Source organism: Marinovum sp. E3 (assembly GCF_055755275.1).
This window is the reverse complement of record NZ_CM146908.1, coordinates 3,549,481-3,575,941: the sequence shown is the minus strand read 5'-3', so window position 1 is coordinate 3,575,941 and position 26,461 is coordinate 3,549,481. Positions and strand designations below refer to the sequence as shown.

30 protein-coding genes are annotated in these 26,461 nt (G+C 64.3%); 17 read left to right on the top strand and 13 right to left on the bottom strand.

The genetic code is table 11. From position 1 onward, the window contains the following. Window positions 1-491: 491 nt before the first annotated feature. From rpsT to mutM, 3 genes are all read right to left on the bottom strand, one after another. Complete coding sequence (rpsT, locus tag AC0J5K_RS17470; protein WP_048533612.1) at window positions 492-755, bottom strand: 30S ribosomal protein S20; 264 nt, start codon at window positions 753-755, stop codon at window positions 492-494. Window positions 756-945: 190 nt separating this feature from the next. After that, window positions 946-1,722, bottom strand: coding sequence for an enoyl-CoA hydratase (locus AC0J5K_RS17465; protein WP_048533611.1), 777 nt, complete (start codon window positions 1,720-1,722; stop codon window positions 946-948). 64 nt (window positions 1,723-1,786) lie between these two features. Beyond that, window positions 1,787-2,638, bottom strand: a complete 852-nt coding sequence (gene mutM / locus AC0J5K_RS17460; RefSeq protein ID WP_074836546.1) for a bifunctional DNA-formamidopyrimidine glycosylase/DNA-(apurinic or apyrimidinic site) lyase — start codon at window positions 2,636-2,638, stop codon at window positions 1,787-1,789. Window positions 2,639-2,725: 87 nt separating this feature from the next. Between mutM and ubiE the strand changes: the two genes are divergently transcribed. Both ubiE and ubiB read left to right on the top strand, forming a co-directional pair. Next, entirely contained in the window at window positions 2,726-3,478 is a 753-nt protein-coding gene (ubiE, locus tag AC0J5K_RS17455) for a bifunctional demethylmenaquinone methyltransferase/2-methoxy-6-polyprenyl-1,4-benzoquinol methylase UbiE (protein ID WP_048533609.1), read from the top strand. Continuing rightward, window positions 3,478-5,013 carry a 2-polyprenylphenol 6-hydroxylase gene (gene ubiB / locus AC0J5K_RS17450; protein WP_074836544.1) on the top strand — a complete coding sequence of 512 codons (1,536 nt, stop codon included), beginning with the start codon at window positions 3,478-3,480 and terminating at the stop codon, window positions 5,011-5,013. Before ubiE ends, ubiB begins: the two co-directional genes overlap by 1 nt. A gap of 118 nt (window positions 5,014-5,131) precedes the next feature. Here the strand turns inward: ubiB and AC0J5K_RS17445 are convergent, their stop codons facing one another. The 3 genes from AC0J5K_RS17445 to AC0J5K_RS17435 all read right to left on the bottom strand — a co-directional run bounded on the left by AC0J5K_RS17445 (window position 5,132) and on the right by AC0J5K_RS17435 (window position 9,174). Then, window positions 5,132-5,335 (bottom strand): hypothetical protein, encoded by a 204-nt coding sequence (locus AC0J5K_RS17445; RefSeq protein ID WP_139211319.1) that lies wholly within the window; start codon window positions 5,333-5,335, stop codon window positions 5,132-5,134. Window positions 5,336-5,562: 227 nt separating this feature from the next. Continuing rightward, window positions 5,563-6,234, bottom strand: a complete 672-nt coding sequence (locus AC0J5K_RS17440; RefSeq protein WP_274562017.1) for a flagellar hook capping FlgD N-terminal domain-containing protein — start codon at window positions 6,232-6,234, stop codon at window positions 5,563-5,565. 9 nt (window positions 6,235-6,243) lie between these two features. Beyond that, on the bottom strand, window positions 6,244-9,174 hold the full coding sequence (locus AC0J5K_RS17435; protein WP_274562016.1) for a flagellar hook-length control protein FliK: 2,931 nt from the start codon (window positions 9,172-9,174) through the stop codon (window positions 6,244-6,246). Between the two features lie 115 nt (window positions 9,175-9,289). On the opposite strand from AC0J5K_RS17435, the gene AC0J5K_RS17430 reads away from it, so the two are divergent. From AC0J5K_RS17430 to AC0J5K_RS17405, 6 genes are all read left to right on the top strand, one after another. Next, window positions 9,290-9,571, top strand: a complete 282-nt coding sequence (locus AC0J5K_RS17430; RefSeq protein ID WP_048533605.1) for a rod-binding protein — start codon at window positions 9,290-9,292, stop codon at window positions 9,569-9,571. Continuing rightward, the gene (locus AC0J5K_RS17425; protein ID WP_274562010.1) at window positions 9,564-9,920 is read left to right on the top strand and encodes a flagellar biosynthesis protein FlgN; all 357 of its coding nucleotides are present in this window, start codon (window positions 9,564-9,566) and stop codon (window positions 9,918-9,920) included. Before AC0J5K_RS17430 ends, AC0J5K_RS17425 begins: the two co-directional genes overlap by 8 nt. 205 nt (window positions 9,921-10,125) lie before the next feature. Next, entirely contained in the window at window positions 10,126-11,394 is a 1,269-nt protein-coding gene (locus tag AC0J5K_RS17420; RefSeq protein WP_048533603.1) for a flagellin, read from the top strand. A gap of 83 nt (window positions 11,395-11,477) precedes the next feature. After that, the gene (flaF, locus tag AC0J5K_RS17415) at window positions 11,478-11,852 is read left to right on the top strand and encodes a flagellar biosynthesis regulator FlaF (protein WP_048533602.1); all 375 of its coding nucleotides are present in this window, start codon (window positions 11,478-11,480) and stop codon (window positions 11,850-11,852) included. Beyond that, complete coding sequence (flbT, locus tag AC0J5K_RS17410) at window positions 11,849-12,253, top strand: flagellar biosynthesis repressor FlbT (protein ID WP_048533601.1); 405 nt, start codon at window positions 11,849-11,851, stop codon at window positions 12,251-12,253. Before flaF ends, flbT begins: the two co-directional genes overlap by 4 nt. Further along, the gene (locus tag AC0J5K_RS17405; RefSeq protein ID WP_274562003.1) at window positions 12,250-13,050 is read left to right on the top strand and encodes a DUF1217 domain-containing protein; all 801 of its coding nucleotides are present in this window, start codon (window positions 12,250-12,252) and stop codon (window positions 13,048-13,050) included. The genes flbT and AC0J5K_RS17405 overlap by 4 nt, the downstream gene beginning before the upstream one ends. A gap of 5 nt (window positions 13,051-13,055) precedes the next feature. On the opposite strand, the gene AC0J5K_RS17400 is transcribed toward AC0J5K_RS17405, so the two are convergent. Continuing rightward, complete coding sequence (locus tag AC0J5K_RS17400; RefSeq protein WP_274562002.1) at window positions 13,056-14,438, bottom strand: FliI/YscN family ATPase; 1,383 nt, start codon at window positions 14,436-14,438, stop codon at window positions 13,056-13,058. 85 nt (window positions 14,439-14,523) lie between these two features. Here AC0J5K_RS17400 and AC0J5K_RS17395 point away from each other — a divergent pair, with 85 nt between their 5' ends. The 9 genes from AC0J5K_RS17395 to AC0J5K_RS17355 are packed head-to-tail and all read left to right on the top strand — an operon-like array spanning window position 14,524 to window position 19,073. Then, window positions 14,524-14,913 carry a FlgB family protein gene (locus AC0J5K_RS17395; protein WP_074836538.1) on the top strand — a complete coding sequence of 130 codons (390 nt, stop codon included), beginning with the start codon at window positions 14,524-14,526 and terminating at the stop codon, window positions 14,911-14,913. 16 nt (window positions 14,914-14,929) lie between these two features. Beyond that, window positions 14,930-15,322 (top strand): flagellar basal body rod protein FlgC, encoded by a 393-nt coding sequence (gene flgC, locus AC0J5K_RS17390; RefSeq protein ID WP_074836537.1) that lies wholly within the window; start codon window positions 14,930-14,932, stop codon window positions 15,320-15,322. A gap of 18 nt (window positions 15,323-15,340) precedes the next feature. Further along, a complete protein-coding gene (fliE, locus tag AC0J5K_RS17385) occupies window positions 15,341-15,631 on the top strand; it encodes a flagellar hook-basal body complex protein FliE (protein ID WP_074836536.1) in 291 nt (96 codons plus the stop codon). A 3-nt stretch (window positions 15,632-15,634) separates the two neighbouring features. Then, window positions 15,635-15,901 carry a flagellar biosynthetic protein FliQ gene (locus AC0J5K_RS17380; RefSeq protein WP_048533595.1) on the top strand — a complete coding sequence of 89 codons (267 nt, stop codon included), beginning with the start codon at window positions 15,635-15,637 and terminating at the stop codon, window positions 15,899-15,901. A gap of 1 nt (window position 15,902) precedes the next feature. Then, window positions 15,903-16,616 (top strand): flagellar hook-basal body complex protein, encoded by a 714-nt coding sequence (locus AC0J5K_RS17375; RefSeq protein ID WP_274561995.1) that lies wholly within the window; start codon window positions 15,903-15,905, stop codon window positions 16,614-16,616. A gap of 9 nt (window positions 16,617-16,625) precedes the next feature. Further along, on the top strand, window positions 16,626-17,411 hold the full coding sequence (flgG, locus tag AC0J5K_RS17370) for a flagellar basal-body rod protein FlgG (RefSeq protein ID WP_274561993.1): 786 nt from the start codon (window positions 16,626-16,628) through the stop codon (window positions 17,409-17,411). Then, window positions 17,411-17,830, top strand: coding sequence for a flagellar basal body P-ring formation chaperone FlgA (gene flgA, locus AC0J5K_RS17365; RefSeq protein WP_074836533.1), 420 nt, complete (start codon window positions 17,411-17,413; stop codon window positions 17,828-17,830). Before flgG ends, flgA begins: the two co-directional genes overlap by 1 nt. 10 nt (window positions 17,831-17,840) lie before the next feature. Beyond that, complete coding sequence (flgH, locus tag AC0J5K_RS17360; RefSeq protein WP_274561988.1) at window positions 17,841-18,575, top strand: flagellar basal body L-ring protein FlgH; 735 nt, start codon at window positions 17,841-17,843, stop codon at window positions 18,573-18,575. A 9-nt stretch (window positions 18,576-18,584) separates the two neighbouring features. After that, window positions 18,585-19,073 carry a flagellar basal body-associated FliL family protein gene (locus AC0J5K_RS17355; protein ID WP_074836532.1) on the top strand — a complete coding sequence of 163 codons (489 nt, stop codon included), beginning with the start codon at window positions 18,585-18,587 and terminating at the stop codon, window positions 19,071-19,073. Window positions 19,074-19,079: 6 nt separating this feature from the next. On the opposite strand, the gene AC0J5K_RS17350 is transcribed toward AC0J5K_RS17355, so the two are convergent. From AC0J5K_RS17350 to motA, 6 genes are read right to left on the bottom strand one after another with little or no spacing between them, the layout of a single operon-like run. Continuing rightward, window positions 19,080-19,517 carry a hypothetical protein gene (locus AC0J5K_RS17350; RefSeq protein WP_274561986.1) on the bottom strand — a complete coding sequence of 146 codons (438 nt, stop codon included), beginning with the start codon at window positions 19,515-19,517 and terminating at the stop codon, window positions 19,080-19,082. Then, window positions 19,508-20,593 carry an EscU/YscU/HrcU family type III secretion system export apparatus switch protein gene (locus AC0J5K_RS17345; RefSeq protein WP_274561984.1) on the bottom strand — a complete coding sequence of 362 codons (1,086 nt, stop codon included), beginning with the start codon at window positions 20,591-20,593 and terminating at the stop codon, window positions 19,508-19,510. Before AC0J5K_RS17345 ends, AC0J5K_RS17350 begins: the two co-directional genes overlap by 10 nt. Continuing rightward, window positions 20,593-21,354, bottom strand: coding sequence for a flagellar biosynthetic protein FliR (locus tag AC0J5K_RS17340; protein ID WP_274561982.1), 762 nt, complete (start codon window positions 21,352-21,354; stop codon window positions 20,593-20,595). Before AC0J5K_RS17340 ends, AC0J5K_RS17345 begins: the two co-directional genes overlap by 1 nt. Further along, window positions 21,351-23,459 carry a flagellar biosynthesis protein FlhA gene (flhA, locus tag AC0J5K_RS17335; protein WP_274561979.1) on the bottom strand — a complete coding sequence of 703 codons (2,109 nt, stop codon included), beginning with the start codon at window positions 23,457-23,459 and terminating at the stop codon, window positions 21,351-21,353. Before flhA ends, AC0J5K_RS17340 begins: the two co-directional genes overlap by 4 nt. Window positions 23,460-23,505: 46 nt before the next feature. Further along, window positions 23,506-25,539, bottom strand: coding sequence for a hypothetical protein (locus tag AC0J5K_RS17330; protein WP_274561977.1), 2,034 nt, complete (start codon window positions 25,537-25,539; stop codon window positions 23,506-23,508). After that, window positions 25,536-26,405, bottom strand: coding sequence for a flagellar motor stator protein MotA (motA, locus tag AC0J5K_RS17325; protein WP_048533585.1), 870 nt, complete (start codon window positions 26,403-26,405; stop codon window positions 25,536-25,538). Before motA ends, AC0J5K_RS17330 begins: the two co-directional genes overlap by 4 nt. Window positions 26,406-26,461 lie beyond the last annotated feature (56 nt).

Sequence of the window (26,461 nt, the reverse complement as noted above, 5' to 3'; positions counted from 1 at the left end):
GTGTCCCTGCGTCCGTTCCCATGTACCCGGCGGCCTCGCGGCAACCGGCGCTAAAAAATATGACCGGTGGTCCCCATACCGGGCGGACCCGGCAACACCAGCCATCCTATAGAAACACCTTTCCCCTCCGGAGACCGATGGACTCCGAGATTCGGCCTGGCGACCTTGTGTTTCCGTCTTGGACATGGCTTCGAGCACAATGCTCTAATATGCTGTAAACACGGCCGTATCCGGCTCTTGTCCACATCAATTCAGTCGGTGCAAATCGACTGGCTTCGCCTGTCCCCCCAGTGCGAGCTGACTCGCAAGACCGAAACTAGCAACCTCGCACGTAGAGCGGCAACCGAAACTAAATGTTGACTCGGGTTGTGCATAAAAAGAATCCCCAGCCCTGTGCAACAATGCCACTATGCCCATTTCCGCCCATTGATATTGCACGAAAAAAGCGCCCCAATGGGGCGCTTCCCGTAACTTTACGTCACTTGAACGGCTTAGCCGATTGCGTTGACCCGTGCCGACAGACGCGACATTTTGCGCGATGCGGTGTTCTTGTGCATGACGCCTTTGGTCACGCCGCGCATCAGCTCGGGCTGGGCCGCGCGAAGTGCCTTGGTTGCCGCATCCTTGTCGCCCGAGGCGATCGCCTCTTCGACCTGGCGCAGATAGGTGCGGATGCGCGAACGGCGTGCCTTGTTGACGGCAAAGCGCTTTTCGTTCTGACGGGCGCGTTTCTTGGACTGGGGCGTATTGGCCATGCTGATCTTCCCTTTCGCGGGTCTGGTATGTCGATGTTACGCGATGCCAGACCGGCCCGGACCTGTTGTCACCGGGGATGATTCTAGCCAGAGCGGGCTGCACGCGCATGTATGGCGGCGGGATATAGTGAACTTCGCCGCCTTTGCAAAGGCCAAAAGCGCAGTCGCTCAGGCCTTTGCCGCTTCCGGTCTATTTGTCGCGGAACTGCGCTTCGCGCTTTTCCTGAAAGGCCGCCATGCCCTCCTTCTGGTCTTCGCTGGCAAAGAGCGACTGGAACAGCCGCTTTTCGAACAGCAGACCTTCGGACAGCGAAACCTCTTCGGCGCGGTTCACCGCTTCCTTGGCGGCGACGGTGGCCAGCATGGATTTCTCGGCGATCTTCTGGGCCGCGCCCTGGGCCTCTTCCATCAGCTTCTTGGCCGGAACCACGCGGCTGACAAGCCCGGCGCGCTCGGCCTCTTCGGCATCCATGAAGCGCCCGGTCAGGTGCATGTCCATGGATTTGGACTTGCCCACCAGCCGGGTCAAACGCTGGGTGCCGCCAATGCCGGCAATCACGCCGAGGTTGATTTCGGGCTGGCCGAACTTGGCGGTGTCGGCGGCAATGATGAAATCGCACATCATCGCAAGCTCGCAGCCCCCGCCCAGCGCATAGCCCGCCACCGCCGCGATGATCGGCTTGCGGGTGGCGGTGATCGCCTGGTGCTCGGTCCAGAAATAATCCTCGGTAAACACGTCCACAAAGGATTTCTCCGACATTTCCTTGATGTCGGCGCCAGCGGCAAATGCCTTGCTCGAGCCGGTGAGGATGATGCAGCGCACCTTGTCGTTCGCCGATGCCTCGCCCAACGCCTTGCAGAGCTCGCGCAGCAACTGAGAGTTGAGAGCGTTGAGCGCGTCCGGCCGGTTCAGGGTGATGGTGGCAACGTGGTCGTCTACTTCGACGGTGATCGTCTCATAGGCCATGTCAGATGCTTTCCGTTGTTGCGGTCGATTTCACGTGCTTATCACTCTGAATGTGCGGTTCAACCTATCTTTGGCACACCGGACAATAGAAGCTCGAGCGGCCCGATTGCACGATCCGCGCCACGGTTCCGGCGCATTCGGGGGTGCGGCAGGGCTGTCCCTCGCGGCCGTAAACATCGAAGCTGTGCTGAAAATATCCAAGCTCGCCATCGGCTTGGCGGAAATCCTTGAGCGAGGAACCGCCAGCGGCAATCGCCTCTGTCAGCACGGCGCGGATTGCCGGCACCAGCCGCGCCGCCCGGACCGAAGAGAGGGCGCGCGCCTTGCGACGTGGCGATATTCCGGTGCGAAACAGCGCCTCGCAAACATAGATATTGCCCAATCCCGCGACGATCTTTTGATCTAGCAAGGCCGATTTGATCGGCGTATTGCGTGTTTTCAACGCCGCCACCAGGTAGGATTCGCTGAATTCATTGCCCAGAGGCTCCGGCCCCAGCTTCGCCAGGAGCGGATGCGCCTCGGCCCGGTCGGTCGCCATCAAATCCATCGCGCCGAACCGGCGCGGATCGTTGAAGGTGACACGCGCTCCGCCCGCCATGTCAAAGACCACATGGTCATGTTTTTCCGGCGCCGGGTGGTCATGCACGAACCGCCCCAGCGGATCGCCGGAAATCAGGATGCGCCCCGACATCCCCAGGTGAATCAGCAGCGTCTCGCCGCTGCCCAGATCGGCCAGGATGTATTTCGAGCGCCGCCGCAGCCGCAGAACAATCTGCCCTTGCAGCCGCTCGGCCATCCGTTCGGGGAACGGCCAGCGCAGATCCGGCCGGTTCACCGCCACCTGAGACATGGCGACACCCTCCATCACGGGGGCCAGGCCGCGACGAACCGTCTCGACTTCGGGCAATTCGGGCATTGGCGGGCCTTCCTTTCGGGGGGCCGCATTGTAACGGCCATTCAGCGCTCTATAAGAAAGCCGGAGACAATAAAACGGCAAGCCCCCATGAGTGACGACGCGCAGAAGACAACGCATTTCGGCTATCAGACCGTGCCCGAAGAGGAAAAGGCCGGCCGGGTGCAGGGCGTCTTCAATTCCGTGGCCTCGCGCTACGACGTGATGAACGACGCCATGTCGATGGGCATTCACCGGATCTGGAAGGATGCGATGATGGACTGGCTGGCGCCGCGCCCGGGGCAAAGGCTGCTCGACGTGGCCGGCGGGACCGGCGACATTTCCTTTCGCTTCCTGAAACGTGCGGGCCAGGGCCATGCCACCGTGCTCGACCTGACCGAACCGATGCTGATCGAAGGCCGCAAGCGTGCCGAAGCCGAACAGATGGCCGGCAGCCTCGACTGGGTGGTGGGCGACGCCATGGCCCTGCCCTTCCCCGACAATACCTTTGACGTCTATACCATCAGCTTCGGCATCCGTAACGTGACCCGGCCCGAAGAGGCGCTCTCCGAGGCCTATCGCGTGCTGCGCCCCGGCGGCCGGCTCATGGTGCTGGAATTCAGCCAGATTCCCAATCCCGGGCTGCAATGGGCTTATGACCGCTATTCCTTCAACGTCATTCCCGCCATGGGCCAGGCGATCGCCGGCGACCGCGACAGCTATCAATATCTGGTCGAATCGATCCGCCGCTTCCCGGATCAGGACACCTTTCTCGGGATGGTCCGCACCGCCGGTTTTGAACAGGCCAAGTATCGCAACCTGACGCTGGGCGTTGCCTGCCTGCATTCCGGCTGGAAGCTCTGATGCGCGGCCCGCACAATGTCCTGCGGCTGATCCGCACCGGCGCCACGCTGGAACGCACCGGCGCGATGAACGACGTGCTCGACGCGCTGGATGCGCCGCCGGCCTTGCGCGCTGCTGCAAAAACCCTGGGCTGGCCGTTCAAATGGCTGGGCTTTCGCGGCGACCCCAGCCTGCCGCCGGTGACCCGGGCGCTGACGGCAATGGGGCCGGCCTATATCAAGTTCGGCCAGATCCTCTCGACCCGGCCGGACGTGGTGGGCGACGATCTGGCGCAACAGCTGCGCGTCTTGCAGGACAAGCTGCCCCCCTTCACCGTCGAGGCCGCCCGCACCAGCATCACCCAGGCGCTGGGCCGCCCCGCCGACGAGATCTTTGCCGAGATCAGCCCGCCGGTCGCCGCCGCCTCGATTGCCCAGGTCCACAAGGCCCGGGTGCGCGAGACCGGCGAGACCGTGGCCGTCAAGGTGCTGCGCCCCGGCATCGAACGCGCCTTTCGCCAGGACATCGACGCCTTCTATTTCGCCGCCCGCGCCATCGAGCTGATATCGCCCTCGTCGCGGCGTCTGCGCCCGATGGAAGTGATCCGTCATTTCGAAGGCGTCGTGATGGGCGAGCTTGACCTGCGGCTGGAAAGCGCCGCCGCCTCGGAATTCGCCGCCAACACCAAGGACGACGACGGCTTTCAGCTGCCCGAGATCAAATGGCACCTGTCGGATCGCCGGGTGATGACCATGGGCTGGGCCGAGGGTGTGCCGCTGGGCGACAACGCCGCGCTGGACGCCGCCGGGCATGACCGCGTGGCGCTCTCCGAGCGGGTCTTGCAGCTGTTCCTCAGCCACGCCCTGCGCGACGGTTTTTTCCATGCCGACATGCACCCCGGCAACCTCAAGGTCGCGCCGAGCGGCGATATCATCGCTTATGATTTCGGCATCATGGGCCATATCGATGAATACACCCGCCGGGTTTATGCCGAGATCCTCTTTGGCTTCATCCGCCGCGACTATCAGCGCGTCGCCAAAGTGCATTTCGAGGCCGGTTATGTCCCCGCCGACCGCGATGTGGATGAATTTGCCCGCGCCCTGCGCGCCGTCGGCGAACCCATTTTCGGCATGGATGCGACGCGCATTTCCATGGCCAAGCTGCTCTCGTACCTCTTTGAAGTGACGGAACGTTTCGGCATGGAGACTCGCACCGAGCTGATCCTGCTGCAACGCACGATGGTGGTGGTCGAAGGCGTGGCCCGCGCGCTGAACCCACGCATGAACATCTGGGAAGTCGCCCATCCGATTGTCGAGGATTACATCCGCGGCAGTCTCGGGCCGCGCGCCTTTGCCGGCGATCTCGCCCGCACCGCGCAGGTTCTGGCGCGGTTCGGGCCGCGACTGCCGGCGCTGGTGGAAAACGCGCTGCTCGCCGAGGCCGGGCGCAACGCCGATCCCGCCCCCGACAAGGGCCGCAAGTCCCGGTGGGCCTATCTCGCGACCGGTCTTCTTGCCGGGTTCGCCACCGCCGCCGTGCTGCTGCCGCTGTTCTGAACGGCGGCGTCACGGCCCGGGCCGGGGCGTTCAGGTCCGAGCGGCTCGGTTTTGGCCCCCAAACGCAGAAACGGCGACCATCCGGGCCGCCGCATCAGGAATTCTCTGTAAAAAAAACTTAGTCGGTGCCCGACGAGCTGCCGCTGCCATTCGAGGCTGCTGCAATGATCACCAAGGTGGTCACGGCGCCAATAACGGCCAGTTCAGTGGTACCTTGAGTCGCAACAAAGGGATCTGCGGCCGTATCAGCTTGCTGAGCAACAGCAGGTGCAGCCGACGCAATAAAAGTAGCAGCTGCTGCTGCCATGGCAAATTTTTTCATAATGTTCTCCAGACATTCTTGGGTGAACACGCACCCCACGCGGAAAGAAGCTACTACGAAGGCCCTTTGGTTTCAAACCCGTTCATCGTGAAAATCCTGCGAAAATTCGCTGCCCCGCGCACCGCGTCTTTTGTGCAACAAATCGGCGTGACCCAAGGTTTTTTGTGTCGAGAATGCATCATGTGCCCAATTTCCGCTGCTCAAATACCGGTCAACTGGTGTATCATTCACCCCAGAGCGCGAACTCCGGTGATGTTTTCCACGTCTACGGGGTATCCACCGTTGAGCACAAGCACAAGTTCTCCGTTGTTTATGCGGGCTTCCGTCACTTCCTGATAGCTCGAAACCGGTGTCTGACCGATTGATTCGGCCTGCGAAATGTTGTCCACCACAAAGTTGTAGTGGCCGGCCACAAACGGCGTGCCGCTGTCATCGACGCCGGCCCATTCAAAGGTGGTCTGTCCGGGCGTCAATGGCAGTCGCTGCACCAGAGTGTCGGTGTCGTCATAGACCTCGAGATAGCTCTCGTCAGTCAGATGCGACGGGGCCACCGAGAGGGCAATCGGCGTGCCGTCGAAATAGGCCGGCGCGTCAGAGCGCACCGCGCGACCGACCCAGTTCGCCATATCGCCCAGCCCGCCGACCCCCAGAAGGGTGATCATGCTGCCCAACAGGTCGTTGGTGACAACCTGTTGCTCGACAGAGGAAAACGTCGCCAGTTGCGAGGCGAATTCGGTGGAATCGAGCGGGTTGAGCGGGTCCTGATTGCGCATCTGCGCGGTGAGCATTTGCAGGAACGTGTCAAAGTCGGAAGACAACGCACCTCTGCTCGAAGTGGTCGGCACCGGCGGCGCAACCTGCGCCGTGGTCTGTGCCTGAGGGCTGGTGGCTGGGATCATCTCGCTCTCCTATACACGGATATCGAGGCGCGCGGCCGCGCCCTCGGTTTCAGGCCCGGGCGCGGCATCCTCCGCCTCGGCTGTTTCTGGCGAAACTTCCGGGTCACCCGCCGGGATTTCGGACCAGGGCTGGCGCTTGCTCTGACCGGAGGTGGAGAATTCGAAAGCGATTTCGCTGTATCCGAGGTCGCGGAAGGCGCGTTCGACGACGTCGATATGGCGCCGCATGAGATCATGGGTTTCGGGCCGTTCGGTGACAACCTGAAGCAGGATCTGCCCCTCCTGCCCGCGCATCCGCATCTGGACACGCCCGAGCTCTTCCGGTCGCAGGGTGATTTCGGTGAATTCGCCGGGCATGGCGCGCACGACTGGGGCCATCTGCTGGGCAATCTCACGCGCCATCGTCTGCGCGGCGTGGGCCGTCGGCGGCCCCTGCGACCCGCTCTGCCTGAGCAGGCTCTCCGCCTGTGGCGCGCTCGGGGTCTCTGGCGCAAAACCGGCCGGGCTCACCAAGGCGGCCCGCTCGTCCGACGCCGCGACCTGTCCTGCCCCAGCCCTGACAATCAACTCGGCAACCGGGCGGCCGGAGAACTCACCACGGCCCGTTGCAAGCCGGTCGCCGGGAGCTTCCGCTTCGTCCCCCCGATCGGGACCCCGATTTTGAAGGCCCGTCGACACATGGTCGGGCAAGGGGTCGAAACCGGTCGAGATCCCTGGGCGCGTGGCGTCCATCCGATCAAGGCCTCGCGGCGCAGGCTCCCTCCGCTGGCGGTGGGTCGATACCTCAGGATCACCTGTGGTTACAGGCCTGCGAGCATCCTCGCCGGTTTCGTCTGGCCCGCTTAGGCCATTGCGGGGCGGAAAGGCAGCCGGATCGGCAGCTGACCTGGCGACAAACTTGTCGCCTGTCCCGGCACCGCCAGAGGAATTTGCCCAAGGGAAGCTTGCGACCGCACCGGACGCCCCGGACACCGGTGCCGAAGTTGGAACCTCCCGCCCGGCGCGACGCCCCGCCCGGCCAGGGTCAGGGGACTCGCGCCCCATTGGCTCGGTTTCAGCGGGCTGTTCGCGCGTTGCTCGGTCTGCTGAAATGGCGGCAAGCCGGGAGATCCGGTCGCGAAAGTGCAGCTGCGCGCCTTCAGTCTGCACGTCACGCGGGACGGCCTTTTGGCGCGGGTGGTCCGGCTCGAAGAAGTATTCATTTGCCGGAAAAAGAGCCCCTCCGCCCCGGTTCGCCTCCGCCGCTTTGACCGGCGCCGCAGCCGGCTGCGGAATGTCGCCCGACGGCCGCGAGATGGCGCCGCCCTTCTCTGCACTATTTCCGGCCGCTGTCGTCTTGCCCTCGGCGCCGGCCATCATTTCCGTCGAAGGCCGTTCCCGCGGCCCGGCCAAATCTCGGGCAGAATTTGCGGACGGCGGCCCAGATGCCCCCTCCGATAGAGCAGAGCCCCCAATAGCCGCCACCATCGGAGATCTAACGCGCCGAAAATTCGACATATCCCCAGTGCTTTCCGGTTCTGCCGGACGCATCGACCTCGGGTGTTTCACCTCGCTTGACCTAGCTTCGCTCGACGGGATCGTCAGCGCCGGAACGGCGGCGCGCCGTGGTGACACGCTCTGGGTGGAATTGCCGTAGCGCAAGTCAGGCACATCCGTCGCACCCCGCCCCGGGTTCGGCTTCGGTTCAGCGGTTGCCGCCGGAAAAAGAACCGCCTCCTCCTGCGACGGCGGATTACGATGCCCGGGGCTGTCTTCCGGCATTTCCGCGCCCTGCGCCGACCGACGAGAACCCGCAGGCGGGACATGGGTGTTTTGTCGGTCTGTCGGCTGGAGCCATTGTTGCGGCGGGGATTTCACCTCGGTGGGCTCGCGAGGCGGCCGGGAAGATGAAGCCTGTGCGGAGCGGCCCGAAGCCGCGCGCGCATCCTTCCGGCTCGGTTCAGAAATTATCGACGGGCGTTCCGATGGCATGGCGGTCATCTGCCTCGAGGCGCGCTCTGCGCCCATCGCCGTGTCCGTGAATGCGCGAGCCTCACCGGCGGCGCGCCGATCAGCCAATGCCGGTTGCGCCGCTGCGGGCTCCGGCCCAACCGAGCGTCCGGGCCAATTGTGCGGTGCCGGCTTGCCACTCGTCAGCGGCGCAATGCCAGAGGAATTCCTGGTTTCCACCGCGGCGGCGCGCACAATCATATCCGGCACGCTCCCGCGCGCGGAGCCCGTTTCCGAGGGATCGATTTTTCGGAAGGCACGATCCGCCTGATCGGGCTCTTTCCTCCAGTTCGAATCCGTCGGAGATTCCGAGTTTTTCTCCAATTCTTCAATAGGTTGCCGCGACATAGCCATCCGCGTATCGGCTTCCATGTCAGCGCCTTGACCCCGCGGTTTCGGCGTCGACTCGATCAGCTTGAGCAACTGTGCATCGGGCGCATCCCCGTCGCCGGACAGCAAGGCGGGCGGCTGTGTCGACAAGCCGTCGCCGCCACGGCGTGCAGCGATATTCCCATCGGCAAGGATATCGGCATCGGGTTGCACGGGCCGATCCGCAGGCAAAGGCCAGGACGACCCGCCGCTCTCCGCCTCGGGCACGGCGGGCAGGGGGGCCACCGTCTTGGCATCAGCCCTGTCCGCCGCGATTTCCCGGCCTTCCGGTGCAGGCCCGATCGTTTCGGGCGAGCTCACCTTGGCGGCAGGGGGCTGGGCCAATTCGGCGTCGGCCGCCTCCGGGGCGGTTTCATCCGAACCCTTCCGATCGGGCGCAGCCCCCGTTCCGCCAACGCCAGGAGCGGCTGCGGCGCCTTTCTCCTTGTCAGCAAAAGCGCTCCGGCCAGTCAGGAACATCTGGCTGAAGCTGACCGTCCGCTCCGCGCCCGGAGGGAGACCTTCGAGCTTCGGCACAGCGCGCAGAAACCCGAGGCCGCCGGAAATCGATTCAATTTGCATAAGGACTCCAGGAATTCTTCCCAACTCCAGCCTTTATCCGCCATGACGGTTACCAGTTCTTTACCGGTCCTGCGGCAAATTGGAAAAAACCGGAACAATTTGTGAGGACTGCCCAATGTCATTATTGATTCAGCCAATTGGCCCACATGTGGCCCGGCAACCAGCCACCTCCGAAGAAGCAAGGCAAGTGGCGCATGAATTGGAAGTGACGTTTTTGGCGGAAATGTTGAAATCCGCCGGATTCGGCAGACAACCGGACAGTTTCAACGGTGGAATAGGAGAAGAACAATTCTCATCGTTTCTCGTTCGCGCGCAGGCGAATGCGATGGTCGAAGCCGGGGGATTGGGGCTGAGCGAAGCGTTCGTCAAAACGATGATCGAGGCCGAAAATGGCTGATCGCGACATAGCAATTCTGGACGAATTGAACGATCTTCTGGAGACCGAGCGGGCAGCCCTTCTCACGGGCGACATTGATGCCGTGGGGCGCGTGCTCGACACCAAGGAGAAATTGCTGCGTGACCTGGCTGAATGCGCCGCCTCCGACACCGAAGGGCTTGACGAGATTCGCCTCAAAATTACGCGTAATCAAGAACTTATTGAAAGCTCCATGAAGGGAATCGAGGCCGTCGCACAGAGATTCGCGGCGATTCGAAATGTGCGCAGGTCGCTTGAGACCTATGACCGCTCCGGCCGGCGCAAGATGATCGATATATCCCCCGGAGGCCGGCTTGAAAAACGGGCCTGACCGTTTTTAGGCGAATCCTGCCAAACAATGAGGCACGCATTAGCAAACCCTTAGGACAACGGCTCCATGGTGGCGATGCACCCCTGATGGTGGCGCAATCAACGCGAAGTTCGTGCAGATTGCAAGTGTCAGAATGACAGAGATGCCGGGAGACCGGCTGTGGCATGAAATTGACGCAAAAGCGTCTCGCTTATGAGGATAATCTATGTCCAGTATTCTGACCAACTCCAGCGCAATGGTCGCGCTTCAAACCCTCAAGGGGATCAACAAAAGCCTTTCGGATGTGCAATCCGAAATTTCGACCGGTAAATCGGTGGCCAATGCCAAGGACAACGCCGCGATCTGGGCAATTTCCAAAGTCATGGAATCCGATGTGCAAGGCTTCAAGTCGATCGGCGAGAATCTCTCGCTGGGCCAATCGACCGTGGCCGTCGCGCGGAACGCTTCCGAAACCGTCACAGATCTTCTGACCGACATGAAGGATCTGATTGTCAGCGCCCAGGCGGACAATCTTGATCGCGGAACGCTTCAGGACGACGTCCAGGCCATCATCGGCCAGATCGAATCGGTGGTCGGCGCCGCGCAGTTCAACGGATTGAACCTGGTCAACGGCACGGCCGGCGCCTTCAACTCCAACGGCAATCTCGGCGCCGACGTGCTGTCGTCGCTGGACCGAGACAATTCCGGCGCGATCAGCGTGTCCAACATCGGCGTCGATGCGCAGAACCTGTCGACAGATACCGGCACGACGATCACGGCGGCCACCGCCGACACCGCATCGCTGGACGAAAACGGCGGCACCGACGACGATGTCCAGATCGCGCTCGGCTCGGCCTTCCTTGACACGAGCGGCGGCGCAACCGGCACGTCGGCGCTCAAGGCCTCTGACGCGGGTGTCGACAATGCGGTCACCACCGGCCTTGTCGCCGGCGATACCATGCGTCTGCAAATCGGCAATATCGAGGGCAGCTATGTCGTTCGGGAAGGCGACAATGCAAATGCCGTCCTGGCCGGTCTGAAAAACGGCATGCTGCAAGCCGGGCTCGATACCAACGACTTCTCGCTGACGCTCGGGGCGGGCACGCTCGATGTCGAGAACCTCACTTCCGAGACCGGCATTGGCGTCACGCTGACCCAGGAACGCGGCACCGGCGCCCTGGCGCAGCTGTCCAGCATGGATGTCTCGACCGAGGCCGGCGCGGAAACCGCGCTGGGCAATATCGAAGGCATGATCCAGGCGGCCACGTCAGCCGCTGCGGCCTTCGGCTCGGTCGAAAGCCGGATCGAGACCCAATCGGACTTCATCATGAACCTGGCCGATTCACTGACCTCGGGCATTGGCAGCCTGGTGGACGCCGACATGGAAGAGGCCTCGGCCCGCCTCCAGGCCCTTCAGGTGCAGCAGCAACTGGGTGTGCAGGCGCTTTCGATCGCCAATCAGGCGCCGCAGCAGCTCCTGTCGCTCTTCCGGTAACCGAGACGGACGGGGGCGAAGACCGTCTTCGCCCCCCGACCGCCCGGTGACATCAATTCATACTCCAGAAGGAAGGATGCGGCATGAACGCCCAGTCCATGGCCCACCGCGCCTATGCGCAATCCGCCGCCACGAAAACCGATCGCCGGGCCGAATACGAGACCATTGCCCGCACCACCCACGAATTGAAGGCCGCCGCCGAAAAGGCGACCTCGGATTTTCCCCGTCTTGCCGGCGCCCTGCACCGCAACAACAGGCTCTGGACCATCCTCGCCGCCGACGTCGCCGATCGCGACAACCCCCTGCCCCAGGACCTCAAGGCGCGGATCTTCTTTCTGTCGGAATTCACCAAGCGCCACAGTGCACAGGTGCTGGCCCGGAAAGCCACGGTCGTGCCGCTTCTGGAAATCAACACCGCGATCCTGCGCGGCTTGCGTCGCGGGAGCGCGAGAACATGACCGGGCTCGTTCTCAAACTCGGGCCCAAGGAACGGGTGCTGATCAACGGCGCGGTGATCGAAAACGGCGACCGGCGCAGCCGGCTCAACATCGTGACCCCAAACGCCAATATCCTGCGCCTGCGCGACGCCATTCATCCGGAAGAGGCGAATACGCCGGTGCGCCGGGTCTGTTTCGCCACGCAGCTTGTGCTGACCGGCGACGCCGAACCGGACGAAACCCGGTTGCAGCTGCTGCGGCGCATCGAGGAACTCAGCCAGATCCTCACCGATACCGACAGCCGCCGCCACCTGACCGCCGCGACCGATGCCCTGCTCGGCGATCAGTTCTACCAATGTCTCAAGTCGCTGCGCGCGCTTATCCCGCGCGAGGACCGAATTTTTGCCGCGGGGCACAGATGAGCTTTCAACCGATCCTTCCAGGCACCGGCCTCGTCGGCTGGAAGCTTCTGAGCCGGACGATGGAAACCCAGCAGGCCGCGCTCAACCGGTCGGCGGAGATCTCGCGCGACACCGCCTATTTCGCGGCCAATATCGCCAAGGTCGACACCGCCGAACAGCTGGTCGGCGATCGCCGCTTGTTGCGCGTGGCGCTGGGGGCCTACGGGCTTCAGGAGGATATCGACAACAGGTATTTCATTCAGAAAGTCCTGGCCGACGGCACCCTGGCGCCGGATGCGCTGGCCAACAAGATGGCCGATGATCGCTATACCCAATTTGCCGAGGCTTTCGGTTTCGATCAGCCGCTCGGCCCCCACACCGCCGGCGCGGATTTTGCCAAAACCGTGGTGGAGAAATTCAACCGGGCCTCCTTCGAGGCGTCGGTGGGCGCGCAGGATGACAACCTGCGGATCGCGCTCTACGCCGACCGCGCGCTTCCCGAACTTGCCGCCGACACCGGCACCACCGAAAACGGCCGCTGGTACACGGTGATGGGCGTGCCTGCCCTGCGCAAAATCTTTGAAACCGCGCTCAACCTGCCGGACAGCTTCTCGCAGCTCGAACTCGACCGGCAGCTCGCCGTGTTCCGCGAAAAATCGCAGGCGCGGTTCGGCGTATCAGAGGTGGCGGATTTTGCCGATCCCGAGCTGCGGGAACGGCTGGTGGAACAATTTCTGCTGCAAGGCCAGCTTCAGGAGAGTGCCGCTCTTTCCGGCATGTCGGTGGCGCTGACCCTGCTTCGGAACATCCCGCAATAGGCCTGTCACGGGCGGGGCTGCGGCCGCGCGGCGGGCGGCCTGGCCAGCGGTTTCGATTTCGGGCGAAAGGCCTCGGCCTCCCGCAACACGACCTCCAGTCGCGCAAAGCTCTTGTCGATGCTGTCTTCTTGCTGCGCGATCAGCCCGTCGAGCTTGTCAAAGACCTGCACCGCCTGGTCGAGCACCGGATCGCCACCCGCGCTGTAAAGCCCGGCTTTGATCATGGTTTCCGAACCGTGGTAGGCACTGAGCAGTTTTCGGGCGAGGCCGATACGCGCGTTCTCGCGTTCGGTGGCGCACTCCGGCAGGCTGCGCGAGACCGAGCGCAGGACGTTGACAGCGGGAAACCGGCCGCGTTCGGCGATGGCCCGCTCCAGCACCACATGCCCGTCGAGCACCCCGCGCAGCACATCGGCCACCGGCTCGTTCATGTCGGACCCGGCGACCAGCACGGTATAGATCGCGGTGATATCGCCGCCGGTCTCCGGCCCCGGCCCGGCGCGTTCGCAGAGCGACATGATCATATGCGCCATCGAGGGCGGATAGCCGCGCAGCGCCGGCACCTCGCCGCCCGCCACGGCAACCTCTCGATGGGCGTCGGCCAGCCGGGTGATCGAATCGGTCAGAAGCAGCACCTGAAGGCCCTGATCGCGAAAATGCTCGGCAATCGACATGGCCGCAGCGGGGCAGCGGCGGCGCACCAGCGGCGAGCGATCCGAGGTGGCGGCGACGACGACACTGCGCGCCATGCCCTCCGGCCCCATGACATCATCGACGAAATCGCGCAGCTCGCGGCCGCGCTCGCCGACCAGCGCGACCACCACGACATCGGCCTCCATCTTGCGGGCGAGATGGCCGAGCAGGCTGGTCTTGCCGACGCCCGAACCGGCAAACAACCCGATCCGCTGGCCGCGCACGATTGGCAGCATGGTGTTGAACAGCACCAGCCCGGTACCGAGCCGCGCCCCCAGCCGCCGGCGACTGGCCGGATCGGGTGGCCGGGCGTGGATCGGCCGCAGCTCCGGCCCGCCATGCAGCGCGCGGCCATCGAGCGGTAGGCCGTAGGGGTCGATCACCCGGCCGATCCAGCCGGCATGCGGCGCAATCTGCGCCTCGGGCATGAGGAACACCTTGTCGCCCAGCGCCACCCCTTCAAGCGCGTCATCTGGCAGCATCATCACCCCGCCAGCCGCGATCTTGAGCACCTCGCCGCCCAGCGCCGCCCCGCGCGAACGCACCAACCGCAGCTGATCGCCCATGCGCACATTCTGCCCGAGGCCCGCCACCATCAGATAGGTGCCATCGACGCTGGCCACCCGGCCGAACGGCCGGACCGGCGTGAGCCCCGCAATCCTGTTTTTCAAACCTTCCAGCCGCGGCGTCTGCATCGTGCGCCTCCATTATCTGCTGAAAACCATTTCTAAAGGAATCAGGGTTAAGCCTTGATTGAAGCCAATCGAGGGAGAAGCCCCGATGTTCGACAATCTCGAAGTCCTGCAAATGTCGCAGGCCATGGCCCGCCATGCCGGGGCCAGACAGGCGATTGCCGCGCGCAATCTCGCCCATGCGGATACCCCTGGCTACAAGGCCCGCGACCTGGTCGCCTTTCCGCAGCTTGTCCTGCAACAGCAGGCCCAGTTCGGGCTGCGCGCCACCCGCGACAGTCATCTCTCCGGCGCCCGCGCCGAAGGCGCCGCCGCGCCGGTGGAAGATCCGGGCGCAATCAGCGACCCCAATGGCAACTCTATCTCACTCGAAACCGAAATGCTGCGCGCGGTCGACATCCGCCGCCAGCATGACAAGGCGCTCGCCGTCTACCGAGCCTCGCTCAACATCCTGCGCTCGAGCCTTGGCCGCCAGTGACCCGGAGCCCTGACACATGACCGATTTCTCATCCTCTTTCTCAGTTTCTGCCAGCGGGCTGAAAGCCCAGGCAGCGCGACTTCGCCATGTTTCGGAAAACATCGCGAATGCCGACACCCCCGGCTATCGGCGCAAAACCGTGCCGTTCGAAGAGATGCGCCAGAACGGCGACACGCGGGGCCAGGTGACCACCGGTCGCGTCAGGCTGGATCAGAACGATCTGGCCAAAATCTACGATCCCTCGCATCCGCTGGCCGATGACACCGGCCATTACGAGGGGTCGAACGTCAACCTGGTGATCGAGATTGCCGACGCCAGGGAAGCCCAGCGCAGCTACGAGGCCAACGTCAAGATGTTCGACCAGGCACGCCAGATGTCATCGAGCCTGATGGAGCTGTTGCGCAGATAACCCGATAGGAGACCCAGAATGGATGTCCGTTCAATCCTTGCCGCGCAGAAATACGCGGCCTCTCGCCCTGCGACCCAGCCGGACGACACGCCCCATTCGATGGGCGCGGCCTTTGCCGACACCGCGCGGGATTTCGCCCGGACGCTGCAAACCGCCGAGGAAACGGCCAAATCGGCCATGATCGGCGACGCCGATCCGCATGCGCTGGTGCAGGCCCTGGCGCAGTCCGAACTGGCGGTCGAAACCGTGGTGACGATGCGCAACAAGGTGGTCGAGGCCTATCAGGAAATCCTGCGGATGCCGGTCTGACCGATGGATGAGGCGGTTTTCTTTGACACCATGCGCCACGGGCTCTGGATTTCGGTAACCATGTCGCTGCCGATCCTGTCGGCGGCACTGGTGGCCGGGGTCACCATCGGTCTGTTTCAGGCGCTCACCTCGATCCAGGAGATGACGCTGACCTTCGTGCCGAAACTGGCCGCCATCGTCGCCGTCTTCTGGCTCTCGATGAGTTTCATGACCGAACGGCTCACCGCCTTTTTCCAAAGCTGGATCATCCCCCTGATTGTCGAGGTCTGACATGGAAAACGCCACCTATACCACGCTGACCCGCCAAGCCGGGCTGATGCGCGAGATGCAGGTCGTCGCCAACAATATCGCAAATGCCGCCACCACCGGCTTTCGTGCCGAGAACATGGTGTTCTCGGAACATGTGGTGCGGGTCGAAAACGGCCCCTCGATCTCGATGGCCAGCGGCAACATCGGCGCCGCCTCGGAATTGCAGGGCGCGCTGACGCCCACCGGCGGGCGGTTCGATTTTGCCATCGAGGGCGGCGGCTATTTCCTCGTCCAGACTCCCGCCGGCGAAAGGCTGACCCGGGCCGGCAATTTTTCGACGAACGGCCAGGGCGATCTTGTGACAAAGGAAGGCGACCCGGTGCTCGACGCCGGCGGCGCGCCGATCTTCGTACCGCCGGACGCCACCGATCTTGCCATCGGCGGCGACGGCACGCTCAGCTCGAACGGCAGACCGCTGGCGCAACTCGGCGTAGTGCGCCCGGTCGCGGGCCAGGACCTGATCCGCGAGGATGGCGTGATGTTCCGCGCCGAGGCGGGCTTTGCACCGGTGGAAAACCCGCGCGTGTTGCAAGGGTTTCTCGAGAATTCCAACGTCGATCCGATCCGTCAGATCGCCCGGATGATCGCGGTTCAGCGCGCCTATGAAATGGGTCAGAGCTTTCTCGACGCCGAAAACGAACGCATCCGCACTGCGATGCAAACCTTCCTCAAATAGGAGGCCGCCATGCGTGCCCTGAAAATCGCCGCCACCGGCATGACCGCCCAGCAGATGCGGGTCGAGACCATTTCGCAGAACCTCGCCAACATGTCGACCACCGGCTACAACGCGCGGCGCGCCGAATTTGCCGATCTGCACTATCAGCAATACGCCCGCGCCGGCGCCGTCAGCGCCTCTGACGGCACGGTCCTGCCCACCGGGGTGCAGCTTGGCCTCGGGGTGCGTCCGGCGGCGGTGTCGGTGCAGCTCGAACAGGGCGCGCTCTCGGCCACCCGCGGCGATCTTGACGTGGCGATCGACGGCAAGGGCTATCTCGAGGTCACCCTGCCCTCGGGCCAGCCAGCCTATACCCGTGACGGCGGGTTGAAACGCTCGGCCGAAGGGCTGATCGTCACCTCGGACGGCTTTCCCGTGGTGCCCGATATCGTCATCCCGCAGGACGCACGCAGCATCTCGATCAATGCCGATGGCGAGGTCTATGCCTATTTCAACGACACCGTCGAGGCGCAGTTGCTGGGCCAGTTCACCCTGGCCGGTTTCACCAATGCCAAGGGGCTCGAGGCGATGGGCTCGAACCTCTTTCTCGAGACCGAGGCCTCCGGCCCGGCGATCACCTCGGCCCCGGGCCAGGACGGGCTGGGCATCCTGCGGCAGGGCTATCTCGAGGACAGTTCTGTCGACGCGGTGCGCGAGATTTCCGAGCTGATCGAGGCGCAGCGGGGCTATGAACTCAATGCCAAGGTGATTTCCGCCGCCGATCAGATGATGGGCGCGACGACGCAGGTGCGGTGATGCGGCTGCTCTGGGCGATCCTCTTGCTCTGTCTCGCCGGCGCCGCCTGGTCCGAAACGGTTGTGCCGGCCCGGACCCTGCGCGCCAATACCGTCATTGCGCCCGCCGATCTGGCGCTGCGCAGCGCCGATGTGCCGGGCGCGTTTTCCGATCCGGCCGCGCTCATCGGTCAGGAAACCCGCGTCACGCTTTATGCCGGTCGGCCGATCCGCCCCGGCGACATCGGCCCGCCCGCGCTGGTGACGCGCAACCAGATCGTCACCCTGCATTTCACCTCCGGCGGTCTGCGCATCCTTGCCGATGGCCGGGCGCTGGGCCGCGGCGGCGCGGGCGACCGGATTCGCGTGATGAACCTGTCGTCGCGCACCACGCTATTCGGCACCGTTCAGCCGGACGGCACCATCAACGTCAGTCAATGAGGCCCGAGACATGAGGAAAATGACCTGCGCCGCCATGGCGGTCTCGCTTGGCATGCTGCCGGGATGCGCCCGCCTCGATCACCTGGGCCGTGCGCCGACCTTCTCCGACACGCGGGAAACGCCCGAGCATTTCGCCATGCTGAGCCCGGGCCTGCCGGTCGAGACCGCGCGCGGGCGGGGGATGCCGGAGCCCTCGCTCTGGGATGGCGGCCAGGCCTCGCTGTTCGGCGACCGGCGCGCCGTCAAACGTGGCGATATCCTCACCGTGGTGATCGAGATCGACGAGAGCGCCGAAATCTCGAATTCCACCAATCGCGGGCGCAATGGCTCTGAATCGCTTGCGGTGCCACAGCTTCTCGGCCTGCCGCAGCGGCTCTCGGAAGACCTCCCGCCGGGCTTTACCCTGGACAATGCCGTCAACCTGAATTCCGCGTCCAGTTCCGGCGGCGACGGCTCGGTCAGGCGCAACGAAAAGCTCGAGCTGCGGATCGCCGCCACGGTGGTCGAGGTGCTGCCGAACGGCACCCTGTCGATCCAGGGGGTGCAGGAGGTGCGCGTCAATTTTGAACTGCGCGAGCTGATCGTCACCGGCTATGTCCGCCCCGAGGATATCTCGCGTCAGAACCAGATCACCTACGACAAGATCGCCTCGGCGCGAATTTCCTACGGCGGCCGGGGCCAGATCAGCGACGTGCAACAGCCCCGCATCGGCCAGCAAGTGCTTGATGTCATTCTGCCATTCTGAGGTGTTCTCATGGGAAAGATCCTGCCAGTCCTGCTGGCCCTGATCGGCATTGGTGCCGGAGTCGGCGCCGGTGTCCTGCTTCGGCCCGCGCCCGGCCTCGCCGAGTTGGACAACCCCTGCGGCGAGATGGCACCGGCGCATGACCCGGCGCCGGACGAGACCACGCCGACCGCCGACGTCGAATACATCAAACTCAACAATCAGTTCATCGTGCCGGTGGTCAGCGAGGCCAGGGTCGCCTCGATGATGGTGATCGCGCTGAGCGTCGAGGTGCCGGAGGGCCGGTCGGAAGAGGTCTATTCCCGTGAACCCAAGCTGCGCGACGCCTTTCTCCAGGTGTTTTTCGATCACGCCAACCTGGGCGGCTTCACCGGCACCTTCACCAGCTCGCGCAATCTCGAAGTGCTGCGGCGGGCGTTGCGGGAAACCGCGCAAAGCCATTTCGGCGATCTGGTGCAGGACGTGCTGATCACCGATATCGCCCGCCAGGACGTCTGACCGCGGTCAATCGCCGGGCGTCTTCATCCACCGCCTGTGCATCTCAAGCTCCACCAGCCGTTCGGTCTCGCGCCGGGCGGCGTCCTCGCGGATGTCCTCGCGGGTTTGTTCCGTCAGCGCCGCGAGCGCCGAGGTGCGGCCGAACGAGGCTCTGGCGCGGAGCTTGATCGCCTCTGTCACCGCCCGCTGATTGGCCAGCGCCATGAGCAACTCGCGCCGCCGCGCCTCGGCCCAGGTTTGCCAGAGCGCCGCACCGGTCTGGGCAAAGGCAACCGCCAGATCGCCGGTCAGCGCCTCGGACCGGCGCGCCTGCGAGGCCGCGATGGCATCAAGCGCCGCGGTCAGCCGGGCCTCTGCCGCCAAGGACTGCCGCAGGTCGGCCGCATCGCGCTCGAACCGGGCCTCGGCCACCTTGTGCAAATCCGCCACATGCCTCATCTCCATGATCGGGCCTTTCGGCTCAGCGCATCGGCATAGCGGATGGCCACGGCCACCGCCGCGTAATGCTCGGGCAGGATCTGCGCGTCGAGCCGCACATGGGCGAAAAGCGCCCGCGCGGTTGGCGGATCGCTGTACACGGCAACCCCTTCTTCATAGGCGATCTCCTTGATCCGCAGGGCAATCTCGTCCACCCCCTTGGCCACGCAGACCGGCGCGCCGCCGGCGGTGCGGGCCCATTTCAATGCCACCGCGTAATGGCTCGGGTTGACGATCACGACATCGGCCTCGGGCACCTGTTTGAGCATCTGGTTGAAGGCGATCTCCTGCGCCTTGCTGCGCCGCGCCGATTTCAGATGCGGGTCGCCCTCGGCATCCTTGACCTCGTCCTTGATTTCCTTGTCCGACATCCGGTTCTTGGCCATGTGGCTGCGATACTGCCAGAGGTAATCAATTACCGCCATGGCCACCGCAATGGCCAGCACGATGGCCAAGAGCTGCGCCGCAAGCTCGAGCCAGAGAAGGATGGCGCGGACCGCGTTCATCTGCATGGCGCCGATGATCAGGTCGCTCTTGTTGCGCAGAAAACCGGTGAGGATCGCGGCATAGATCACCAGCTTCACCGCGCTCTTGAAGAACTCGAACAGCCCGTTCCAGCCGTATTTGTTCTTGAAATTGCGCAGGGGCGAGATCCGCGAGGCCTTGAATTCCAGCTTCTTGCCGGCAAACACCAGGCTGCGCTGGGCGATGATCGCTGTCAGCACGGTCAGGAACGGCACGGCGACCCAGGGCACAATGGCCAGCGCCACGCCACCGATCAGCTTGCCGGCGAAGCGCGTACCCTCGCCGGCAAAAACCCCGGGCGCAAGCCCGTGCGGCCGGGCCAGAAGCGGCGCCATGGCGTCACCCAGCGCCGTCAGCGACGCGGCGCCGAAGACCGACGCGGCGATCAGAAAGCCGAAATACATCGCCGCCGTATTGACCTCGGAGGATTTGACCAGCTCGCCTTTCTTGCGCGCATCGTCGAGCTTCTTCGGCGTCGGGTCATGCGGTTTGTCGGCGGTTTCCGTCTCTGACGACATCAGCCGGCTCCAAGCGGATGGCTCAGGAACCGTGCCAGCGCCGCCTGCCAGAGGCCCAGCATGTAAGGCGCGCTGAGGGCCAGAAGCATGAGCCCGCCCAAAGTTATCACCGGCGCACCGACAAAAGAGACCATGAGCTGCGGCATCGCCTTGTTGATGACGCCGAGCGTCACGTTGTAGAGCATCGACAGGATCACAAAGGGCACCGCCAACCGGAAGGCGAGGACAAAGGTTTCGCTGACATGGCCGGCGATCCAGAGGGCCAAATCGCCCGCCGCAGGGCGGGCGCCGATCGGCCAGACGTCATAGAACCCGGCCAAAGTGGCGAGAAGATGCAGGTGCATCCCGCTGAGGAACATCAGCGCCAGCCCGCCCACCACCAGCACATGACCGATTGCCGGCATCGGCTCGACCCCGGCGGTGCCGAAAATCTGGCTAAGCGACGTGGATTGCGCGGCGATGGTGCCCGCGGTGTGCAGTGCAAGGATCATGAAGCGCAGCGCCAGGCCGATGGCGAGACCGATGACCGTTTCGCTGGCCAGCAGCCCGACATCCGGGTCTGGCACCGGCACGGCGGGATCAAACAGCAGCACGGCAAAAAACCCGGCCAGCGAGACCGCGAGCGCCAACCTGACCCGGAGCGGCAGGCTCCGGGTGCCGATACCGGGCATCACCGAGAGCACGGCGCCGATCCGGAAAAACACGATCGCGGCAAACCGCATCCCCTCGCCCAGCACATCAAAGAGCGCCTCGGGGCTCATGCGGCAACGGTGCCGACCAGCATCGGCTTGGCTTCGAGCCCGAGCTCTTCGAACGAAAGCACTGGCGTCTGAAACCCCTTGGCGCGGGCGATCCGGCGCAGGAATCGCCGCCGCCGCGAAGAGGTGACGATCGAGGCGGCAAAGCCGCTTTCACTGCTCTGTTCGATCTGGTCGGCCATGGATTTGGTCAGCTTGGCAAAGACCTCCGGTGGCAGCGCCACATCGACCGTGTTCTGATCGGAGTCCACCTGATAGGTGGTAAAGATGTCCTCCCATTCCGGCGCCAGCTGAATCAGCGGCACCGTCCCGTCCGACCGTTTGAGCCCGGCGACGATCTGAAAGCCCAGCCGCTGCCGCACATGTTCGCAGATCCCCTCGGGCTGATTGGAGAATTTGCGCGCCTCGCCAATGGCTTCGAGGATCACCGGCAGATTGCGGATCGAAACCTGTTCCTCCAGCAGATGTTTCAGCACCTGATGCAAAAGGTCCATCGGCACCCGGTCGGGGATCATCTCGTCGAACAGCTTGCGGTTGGCCTCGGCGCGGTCGGGCTCTGACAGGTTGACCATTTCGTCGAGCAGGCGGCGCAACGCCTTGTGGGTGAAAAGCCGGCTGAAATTGGTCTTGATGACCTCGAGCAGATGCGTCGCCAGCACCTCGTTCGGCGTGACGATGGTCAGCCCCCGAAGCGCCAGATCCTCCTGCTCTTCCGGCTTGATCCAGCACGCCGGCGCGCCATAGACCGGCTCATCGACGTCGCGGCCCGACGGCAGATCGGAGCCGCCCTGCGGGATCAGCGCCAGAACCAGATCGGGGTGCACCTGCGCCCGCGCCTGTTCGACGCCCTGGATGTGGATGATATAGCTGCCCGGGTCGGCGGTGACATTGTCGGTCAGGCGGATTTCCGGCAGGATCAGGCCAAAGGCGCTGGCGATATGGGTGCGCATGTTGGATATCCGCGCGTCGAGGCCGGACGCCGGATCGAGCACCATGTCCACCAGATCGCTGGCAAATTCGAGGTGGATATCGTCGAGCGCGAGGACATCGCCGATCGGTTTTGCCGGCGCGGCCTCGGGCGCTTCGGCGACCTCGGGCACTGCTCCGGCATCGCTCTGTTTTCGGTAACGATGTAGGCCCAGCGCGATGAACAGCGCCGCCCCGAGCAGAAAGGGCGCCAGTGGCAGGCCCGGCATCAAAGCAAAGACCAGTTGCAGGATCCCCACCGCCATCAGAGCCGCGGGATGGCGGCCCAACTGCCCGAGTACCGCGATATCGGCGGCGCCGAGGTTGCCGCCCTTGGCCAGGAGCAGCGCCGAGCCGATCGACACGATCACCGCCGGGATCTGCGTCACCAGGCCGTCGCCCACCGTCAGGATGGCATAGGTCTGCAAGGCGGCGGTGAATTCCATGCCATGCGAGAGCACGCCGTTGGCCGTGCCGACAACAAGATTGAGCAGGGTGATCAGCAATCCGGCCACCGCGTCGCCCTTGACGAATTTCGACACACCGTCGAGCGAGCCGAGGAAGGTGGTCTCGCGCTGATCATGTTCGCGGCGCCGCTTGGCTGTCTCGTGATCGATGGCACCGGCCGAAACGTCGGAATCGATCGCCAGCTGCTTGCCCGGCATGCCGTCGAGCGCAAAGCGCGCGCCGACCTCGGCCATGCGGGCGGCGCCCTTGGTGATGACCATGAAATTCACGATAAGGATGACACAAAATGTAACGATACCAATGACAAAATTGCCGCCCATGATAAAGCTGGCGAAGCCGTCGATGACATTTCCGGCGGCCTTTGTGCCGGTGTGACCCTCGCCGATGATCAGCTTGGTTGACGAAACATTGAGCGCCAGCCGCAGCATCAGCCCGGCCAGCAGGATGGTCGGAAATGAAGAGAACTCCAGCGGCTCATCGATGAAAAGCACGATGACAAAGACCAGGATCGCTAGGGCGAAGGAAAAGGACAGGCCGAGATCCAGCACGACGGCGGGTACCGGCAGGATCATCATCGCGACGATCCCGAGCAATCCGACCGCCAGAAGAACGGTGTGATTGACCAGCATCGCGGCCAGCCCGCGGCCGGTATTTCCGCCGATTTTCGCGGCCATTGTCATCGCGGCCCCGATCGGGGCGCCGCTGCCCGGCAAAGCTGTGTCATGGTTCGAGCCTCAGCAGGGGATCATCGAGCACTTGGGCCACCGTCTCGGCCAGGGAGGCTGATGCCTCGGTCAGAGCGCTGGCGCGCTGCAAACTCAGCTCCGGCCCGCTCAGCGCTTCGGTGCCGTCCGGTTCGGGCTGCCAGGCGAGCAAAGGGTCCACCGGGTCTTCGCGACCCAGGCGCAGGGCCGCCTGCTTGGCCTCGGCGAACCTCCCGGCGCCGAGCAGGGCGGCGTGGCGGGCTTCGGCGGTTTCCCGGTCGGCGGTGTCGGACGGCGCAAAGAGCACCGCATCGGGAATGCCGACATCGCCGTGATACCGCGCGCCCAGCGCCTCGGCGAGAAGCGCACCGTCGAGCGGTTCGCCCCCCACGATCAGCCGCGCCGCAGGCCCGGGAAAGCGATTCTCATAAAGCCGCGCCGCCACGGCCTGGCGCACCTCTCTCGGGGCGGTGGCAGCCAGATCGGGCTTGGCCAGGACGACGCGGAGGAAGGTCACGGTATCCGCCTTGCCGGCCAGTTCGCGGAAAAACTGCGCGGTGACAGAGGCTTCCGCCTCCGCGTCCAGGGCCTTTGTGCCGAGGATGAGCAAGGCGGCGGCGAAATCGCCCTTGGAGATCAGCGAGAAGGCCTCTGCCTTGCGCAGCATGCTTCCGGCCACGCCATGGCGTTGCTCTTCGGCGTGGCTGGCCACGAGCTGGGCCAGTTCGTCCGGCACCGGTTCACCGGCCTCGATCTGGCGATCCACCAGAAGCGCGCTGGCGCGGGCGGCCTCTTCGCCGTTGGAGGCGGCGATTTCGGTGAGGATGACCTCCTGCTCCGAAGCCGCCTCGGCCAGCAGCACATCGGCCATTGTCTTGCCCGCCGCACTGCCCGACCGGTCGAGGATCCGGGCAATCATGTTGGCCGGATCCTTGCGGCCGGCATCAATCAGGTGGGCGATCATCCGCGGCCCGATGACTTTCAGCAAGGGGCGCGGCAGGGATTCGGCGGCGCGGGCGATCCGCCAGGCATCCGCCTCGCCCATCGGCGTGCGGGCCGCAGCAAGCAGCGGCCAGATGGCATTCATGTCGGAACAATCGCGATACGGCTCGAACGTACTGCGCGGCAGGCTGTCCGGCGCTTCGATCAGCCGCGCGACCTGAGACAGGAAACCGGCGCCCTCCTCGGGCCGGTCGATCATGCCGAGGATTTGCCCCGCCTCCGAACCGAGACCCTGCGAGAGATGCAACTGGGCCAGTTCGACCGCCACCCCGGGATCAAGCATGAGCTGTTCGGTAAACAGCGCAGCGGACAGCGCGGCCTTTTCCTTGAAAAATCGCACCTTGCCGCCGAACCGGCCCAGAGGCGCCGCGACCAGGCCGGCACAGACAGCGCGGCGCGGTTTCGTCAGGGCCGGTGCCCCTGCCGCCGTGCCCGGTACGGCGATGTTCGGCAGGTCGATGTCGCGCAAATCCGGGCCAGGTGCGGCCACGCTGGCAAGGCGCGGTGCGTCGGGGTCTCCAAGATCGAGGATCTGCCGCGTCGTCCGCCCCGCCAACGCCTCGGCGAATTGCGACACGCCGCTTGTCGAATAGCTCTGCCGCGCCACCAGCGGGGCGCGCAACCTGTCGCGAAGCGCCGCCGGCGGGGCGGCCGGGGACGGCGCGGGCATCTGCGCCGCGACAGGCGTTCCGACGGCATCGGCGACATCGATGATCAGCAATCGCGGCGGCTCGAAAGCCGAGGTCACCTGACAATCGCAGTTCAACGTCACGGTGAGCCGGTTGCCGCCGGGCTGCGAGAGGCCGGAGACCCGCGTTTTCGGGATCAGGTCGAACACCGTGCCGACATCGAACCGATGGTCGTCCTCTCCCGCCAAGTCCAGCGTCAGGCTGCGCCCATCGACCTGTAAATCATAGTCCGTGCCTTCCGGCAGATAGGCAACCAGCCGGCTGAAATCGGCGTGTTCGCCGGATTTCACCGTCACGGTGGCCGCCTGCACCATGCCGGCGCTCAGGATCGACAGGGCGATGATCCCGGCGCGCCTCATGCCGCATCCTGCTTGAGGGATTTCAAAGCCTCTTCGAGATCGTTGAAATCGGGCCGAATATGCGTCGGCGTGTTCTGCCGCCCGACCTCGATGCAGATATTCGTCGGATGGGCATGCAGGTTGGCAACCAGAACCTCGCGAATGAGCTGATGGAAATGCGCATCGTCCTCGACCACCGTCTTGACCCGGGCGGCAAAGGGGCCGACGAGACCATAGGCCAGGAACACGCCGAGAAAGGTGCCGACAAGCGCGCCGCCGATCATCTTGCCCAGTACCTCGGGCGGCTGATCGATCGACCCCATGGTCTTGATCACGCCAAGCACCGCGGCGACGATTCCCAGCGCCGGCAGCCCGTCGGCGATGGTCTGAAGCGCGTGGCTGGAATGCAGCTTGTGATGCAGGCTGGCCTCCATGCGCTTTTCCAGCACCTCTTCCACCTGGTGCGGATCGTCGTAATTCATCGTCGCCGCCCGCAGGGTGTCGCAGATCAGGTCGACCGATTCCTTGTCGGCCTGGATCTTGGGGTATTTCGAGAAGATCGCGCTTTCGCCGGGGGCTTCGATATGTTCCTCCAGCGCCACCGGGTTCTGCTTTGCGATGCGGATCAGCTCGAACAGCAGGCAGAGCAGATCGCGGTAATCCTCCTGCTTCCATTTCGGGCCCTTGAACACCTTGCCGACATCCTTGAGCGTATGTTTGGCGCCGGCACCATCATTGCCGATCAGAAAGGCGCCGAGCGCGGCGCCGCCGATCATGATCATTTCGAACGGCAGCGACTTGAGGATGATGGCAAGCTTGCCGCCCGCCAGCAGGTAGCCGCCAAAGACCATGACGAAGACCACTGCGATACCCACGAATCCGATCATCGATGCACCTGTTGTTTGCCTGTCCCCGGAATCGCACGGAAACCTAAAGAAACCGT

Bases quoted from the DNA above. Each gene is read 5' to 3' on its own strand.
- rpsT (WP_048533612.1), bottom strand. From the start codon at position 755: ATGGCCAATACGCCCCAGTCCAAGAAACGCGCCCGTCAGAACGAAAAG.
- AC0J5K_RS17465 (WP_048533611.1), bottom strand. From the start codon at position 1,722: ATGGCCTATGAGACGATCACCGTCGAAGTAGACGACCACGTTGCCACC.
- mutM (WP_074836546.1), bottom strand. From the start codon at position 2,638: ATGCCCGAATTGCCCGAAGTCGAGACGGTTCGTCGCGGCCTGGCCCCC.
- ubiE (WP_048533609.1), top strand. From the start codon at position 2,726: ATGAGTGACGACGCGCAGAAGACAACGCATTTCGGCTATCAGACCGTG.
- ubiB (WP_074836544.1), top strand. From the start codon at position 3,478: ATGCGCGGCCCGCACAATGTCCTGCGGCTGATCCGCACCGGCGCCACG.
- AC0J5K_RS17445 (WP_139211319.1), bottom strand. From the start codon at position 5,335: ATGAAAAAATTTGCCATGGCAGCAGCAGCTGCTACTTTTATTGCGTCG.
- AC0J5K_RS17440 (WP_274562017.1), bottom strand. From the start codon at position 6,234: ATGATCCCAGCCACCAGCCCTCAGGCACAGACCACGGCGCAGGTTGCG.
- AC0J5K_RS17435 (WP_274562016.1), bottom strand. From the start codon at position 9,174: ATGCAAATTGAATCGATTTCCGGCGGCCTCGGGTTTCTGCGCGCTGTG.
- AC0J5K_RS17430 (WP_048533605.1), top strand. From the start codon at position 9,290: ATGTCATTATTGATTCAGCCAATTGGCCCACATGTGGCCCGGCAACCA.
- AC0J5K_RS17425 (WP_274562010.1), top strand. From the start codon at position 9,564: ATGGCTGATCGCGACATAGCAATTCTGGACGAATTGAACGATCTTCTG.
- AC0J5K_RS17420 (WP_048533603.1), top strand. From the start codon at position 10,126: ATGTCCAGTATTCTGACCAACTCCAGCGCAATGGTCGCGCTTCAAACC.
- flaF (WP_048533602.1), top strand. From the start codon at position 11,478: ATGAACGCCCAGTCCATGGCCCACCGCGCCTATGCGCAATCCGCCGCC.
- flbT (WP_048533601.1), top strand. From the start codon at position 11,849: ATGACCGGGCTCGTTCTCAAACTCGGGCCCAAGGAACGGGTGCTGATC.
- AC0J5K_RS17405 (WP_274562003.1), top strand. From the start codon at position 12,250: ATGAGCTTTCAACCGATCCTTCCAGGCACCGGCCTCGTCGGCTGGAAG.
- AC0J5K_RS17400 (WP_274562002.1), bottom strand. From the start codon at position 14,438: ATGCAGACGCCGCGGCTGGAAGGTTTGAAAAACAGGATTGCGGGGCTC.
- AC0J5K_RS17395 (WP_074836538.1), top strand. From the start codon at position 14,524: ATGTTCGACAATCTCGAAGTCCTGCAAATGTCGCAGGCCATGGCCCGC.
- flgC (WP_074836537.1), top strand. From the start codon at position 14,930: ATGACCGATTTCTCATCCTCTTTCTCAGTTTCTGCCAGCGGGCTGAAA.
- fliE (WP_074836536.1), top strand. From the start codon at position 15,341: ATGGATGTCCGTTCAATCCTTGCCGCGCAGAAATACGCGGCCTCTCGC.
- AC0J5K_RS17380 (WP_048533595.1), top strand. From the start codon at position 15,635: ATGGATGAGGCGGTTTTCTTTGACACCATGCGCCACGGGCTCTGGATT.
- AC0J5K_RS17375 (WP_274561995.1), top strand. From the start codon at position 15,903: ATGGAAAACGCCACCTATACCACGCTGACCCGCCAAGCCGGGCTGATG.
- flgG (WP_274561993.1), top strand. From the start codon at position 16,626: ATGCGTGCCCTGAAAATCGCCGCCACCGGCATGACCGCCCAGCAGATG.
- flgA (WP_074836533.1), top strand. From the start codon at position 17,411: ATGCGGCTGCTCTGGGCGATCCTCTTGCTCTGTCTCGCCGGCGCCGCC.
- flgH (WP_274561988.1), top strand. From the start codon at position 17,841: ATGAGGAAAATGACCTGCGCCGCCATGGCGGTCTCGCTTGGCATGCTG.
- AC0J5K_RS17355 (WP_074836532.1), top strand. From the start codon at position 18,585: ATGGGAAAGATCCTGCCAGTCCTGCTGGCCCTGATCGGCATTGGTGCC.
- AC0J5K_RS17350 (WP_274561986.1), bottom strand. From the start codon at position 19,517: ATGGAGATGAGGCATGTGGCGGATTTGCACAAGGTGGCCGAGGCCCGG.
- AC0J5K_RS17345 (WP_274561984.1), bottom strand. From the start codon at position 20,593: ATGTCGTCAGAGACGGAAACCGCCGACAAACCGCATGACCCGACGCCG.
- AC0J5K_RS17340 (WP_274561982.1), bottom strand. From the start codon at position 21,354: ATGAGCCCCGAGGCGCTCTTTGATGTGCTGGGCGAGGGGATGCGGTTT.
- flhA (WP_274561979.1), bottom strand. From the start codon at position 23,459: ATGGCCGCGAAAATCGGCGGAAATACCGGCCGCGGGCTGGCCGCGATG.
- AC0J5K_RS17330 (WP_274561977.1), bottom strand. From the start codon at position 25,539: ATGAGGCGCGCCGGGATCATCGCCCTGTCGATCCTGAGCGCCGGCATG.
- motA (WP_048533585.1), bottom strand. From the start codon at position 26,405: ATGATCGGATTCGTGGGTATCGCAGTGGTCTTCGTCATGGTCTTTGGC.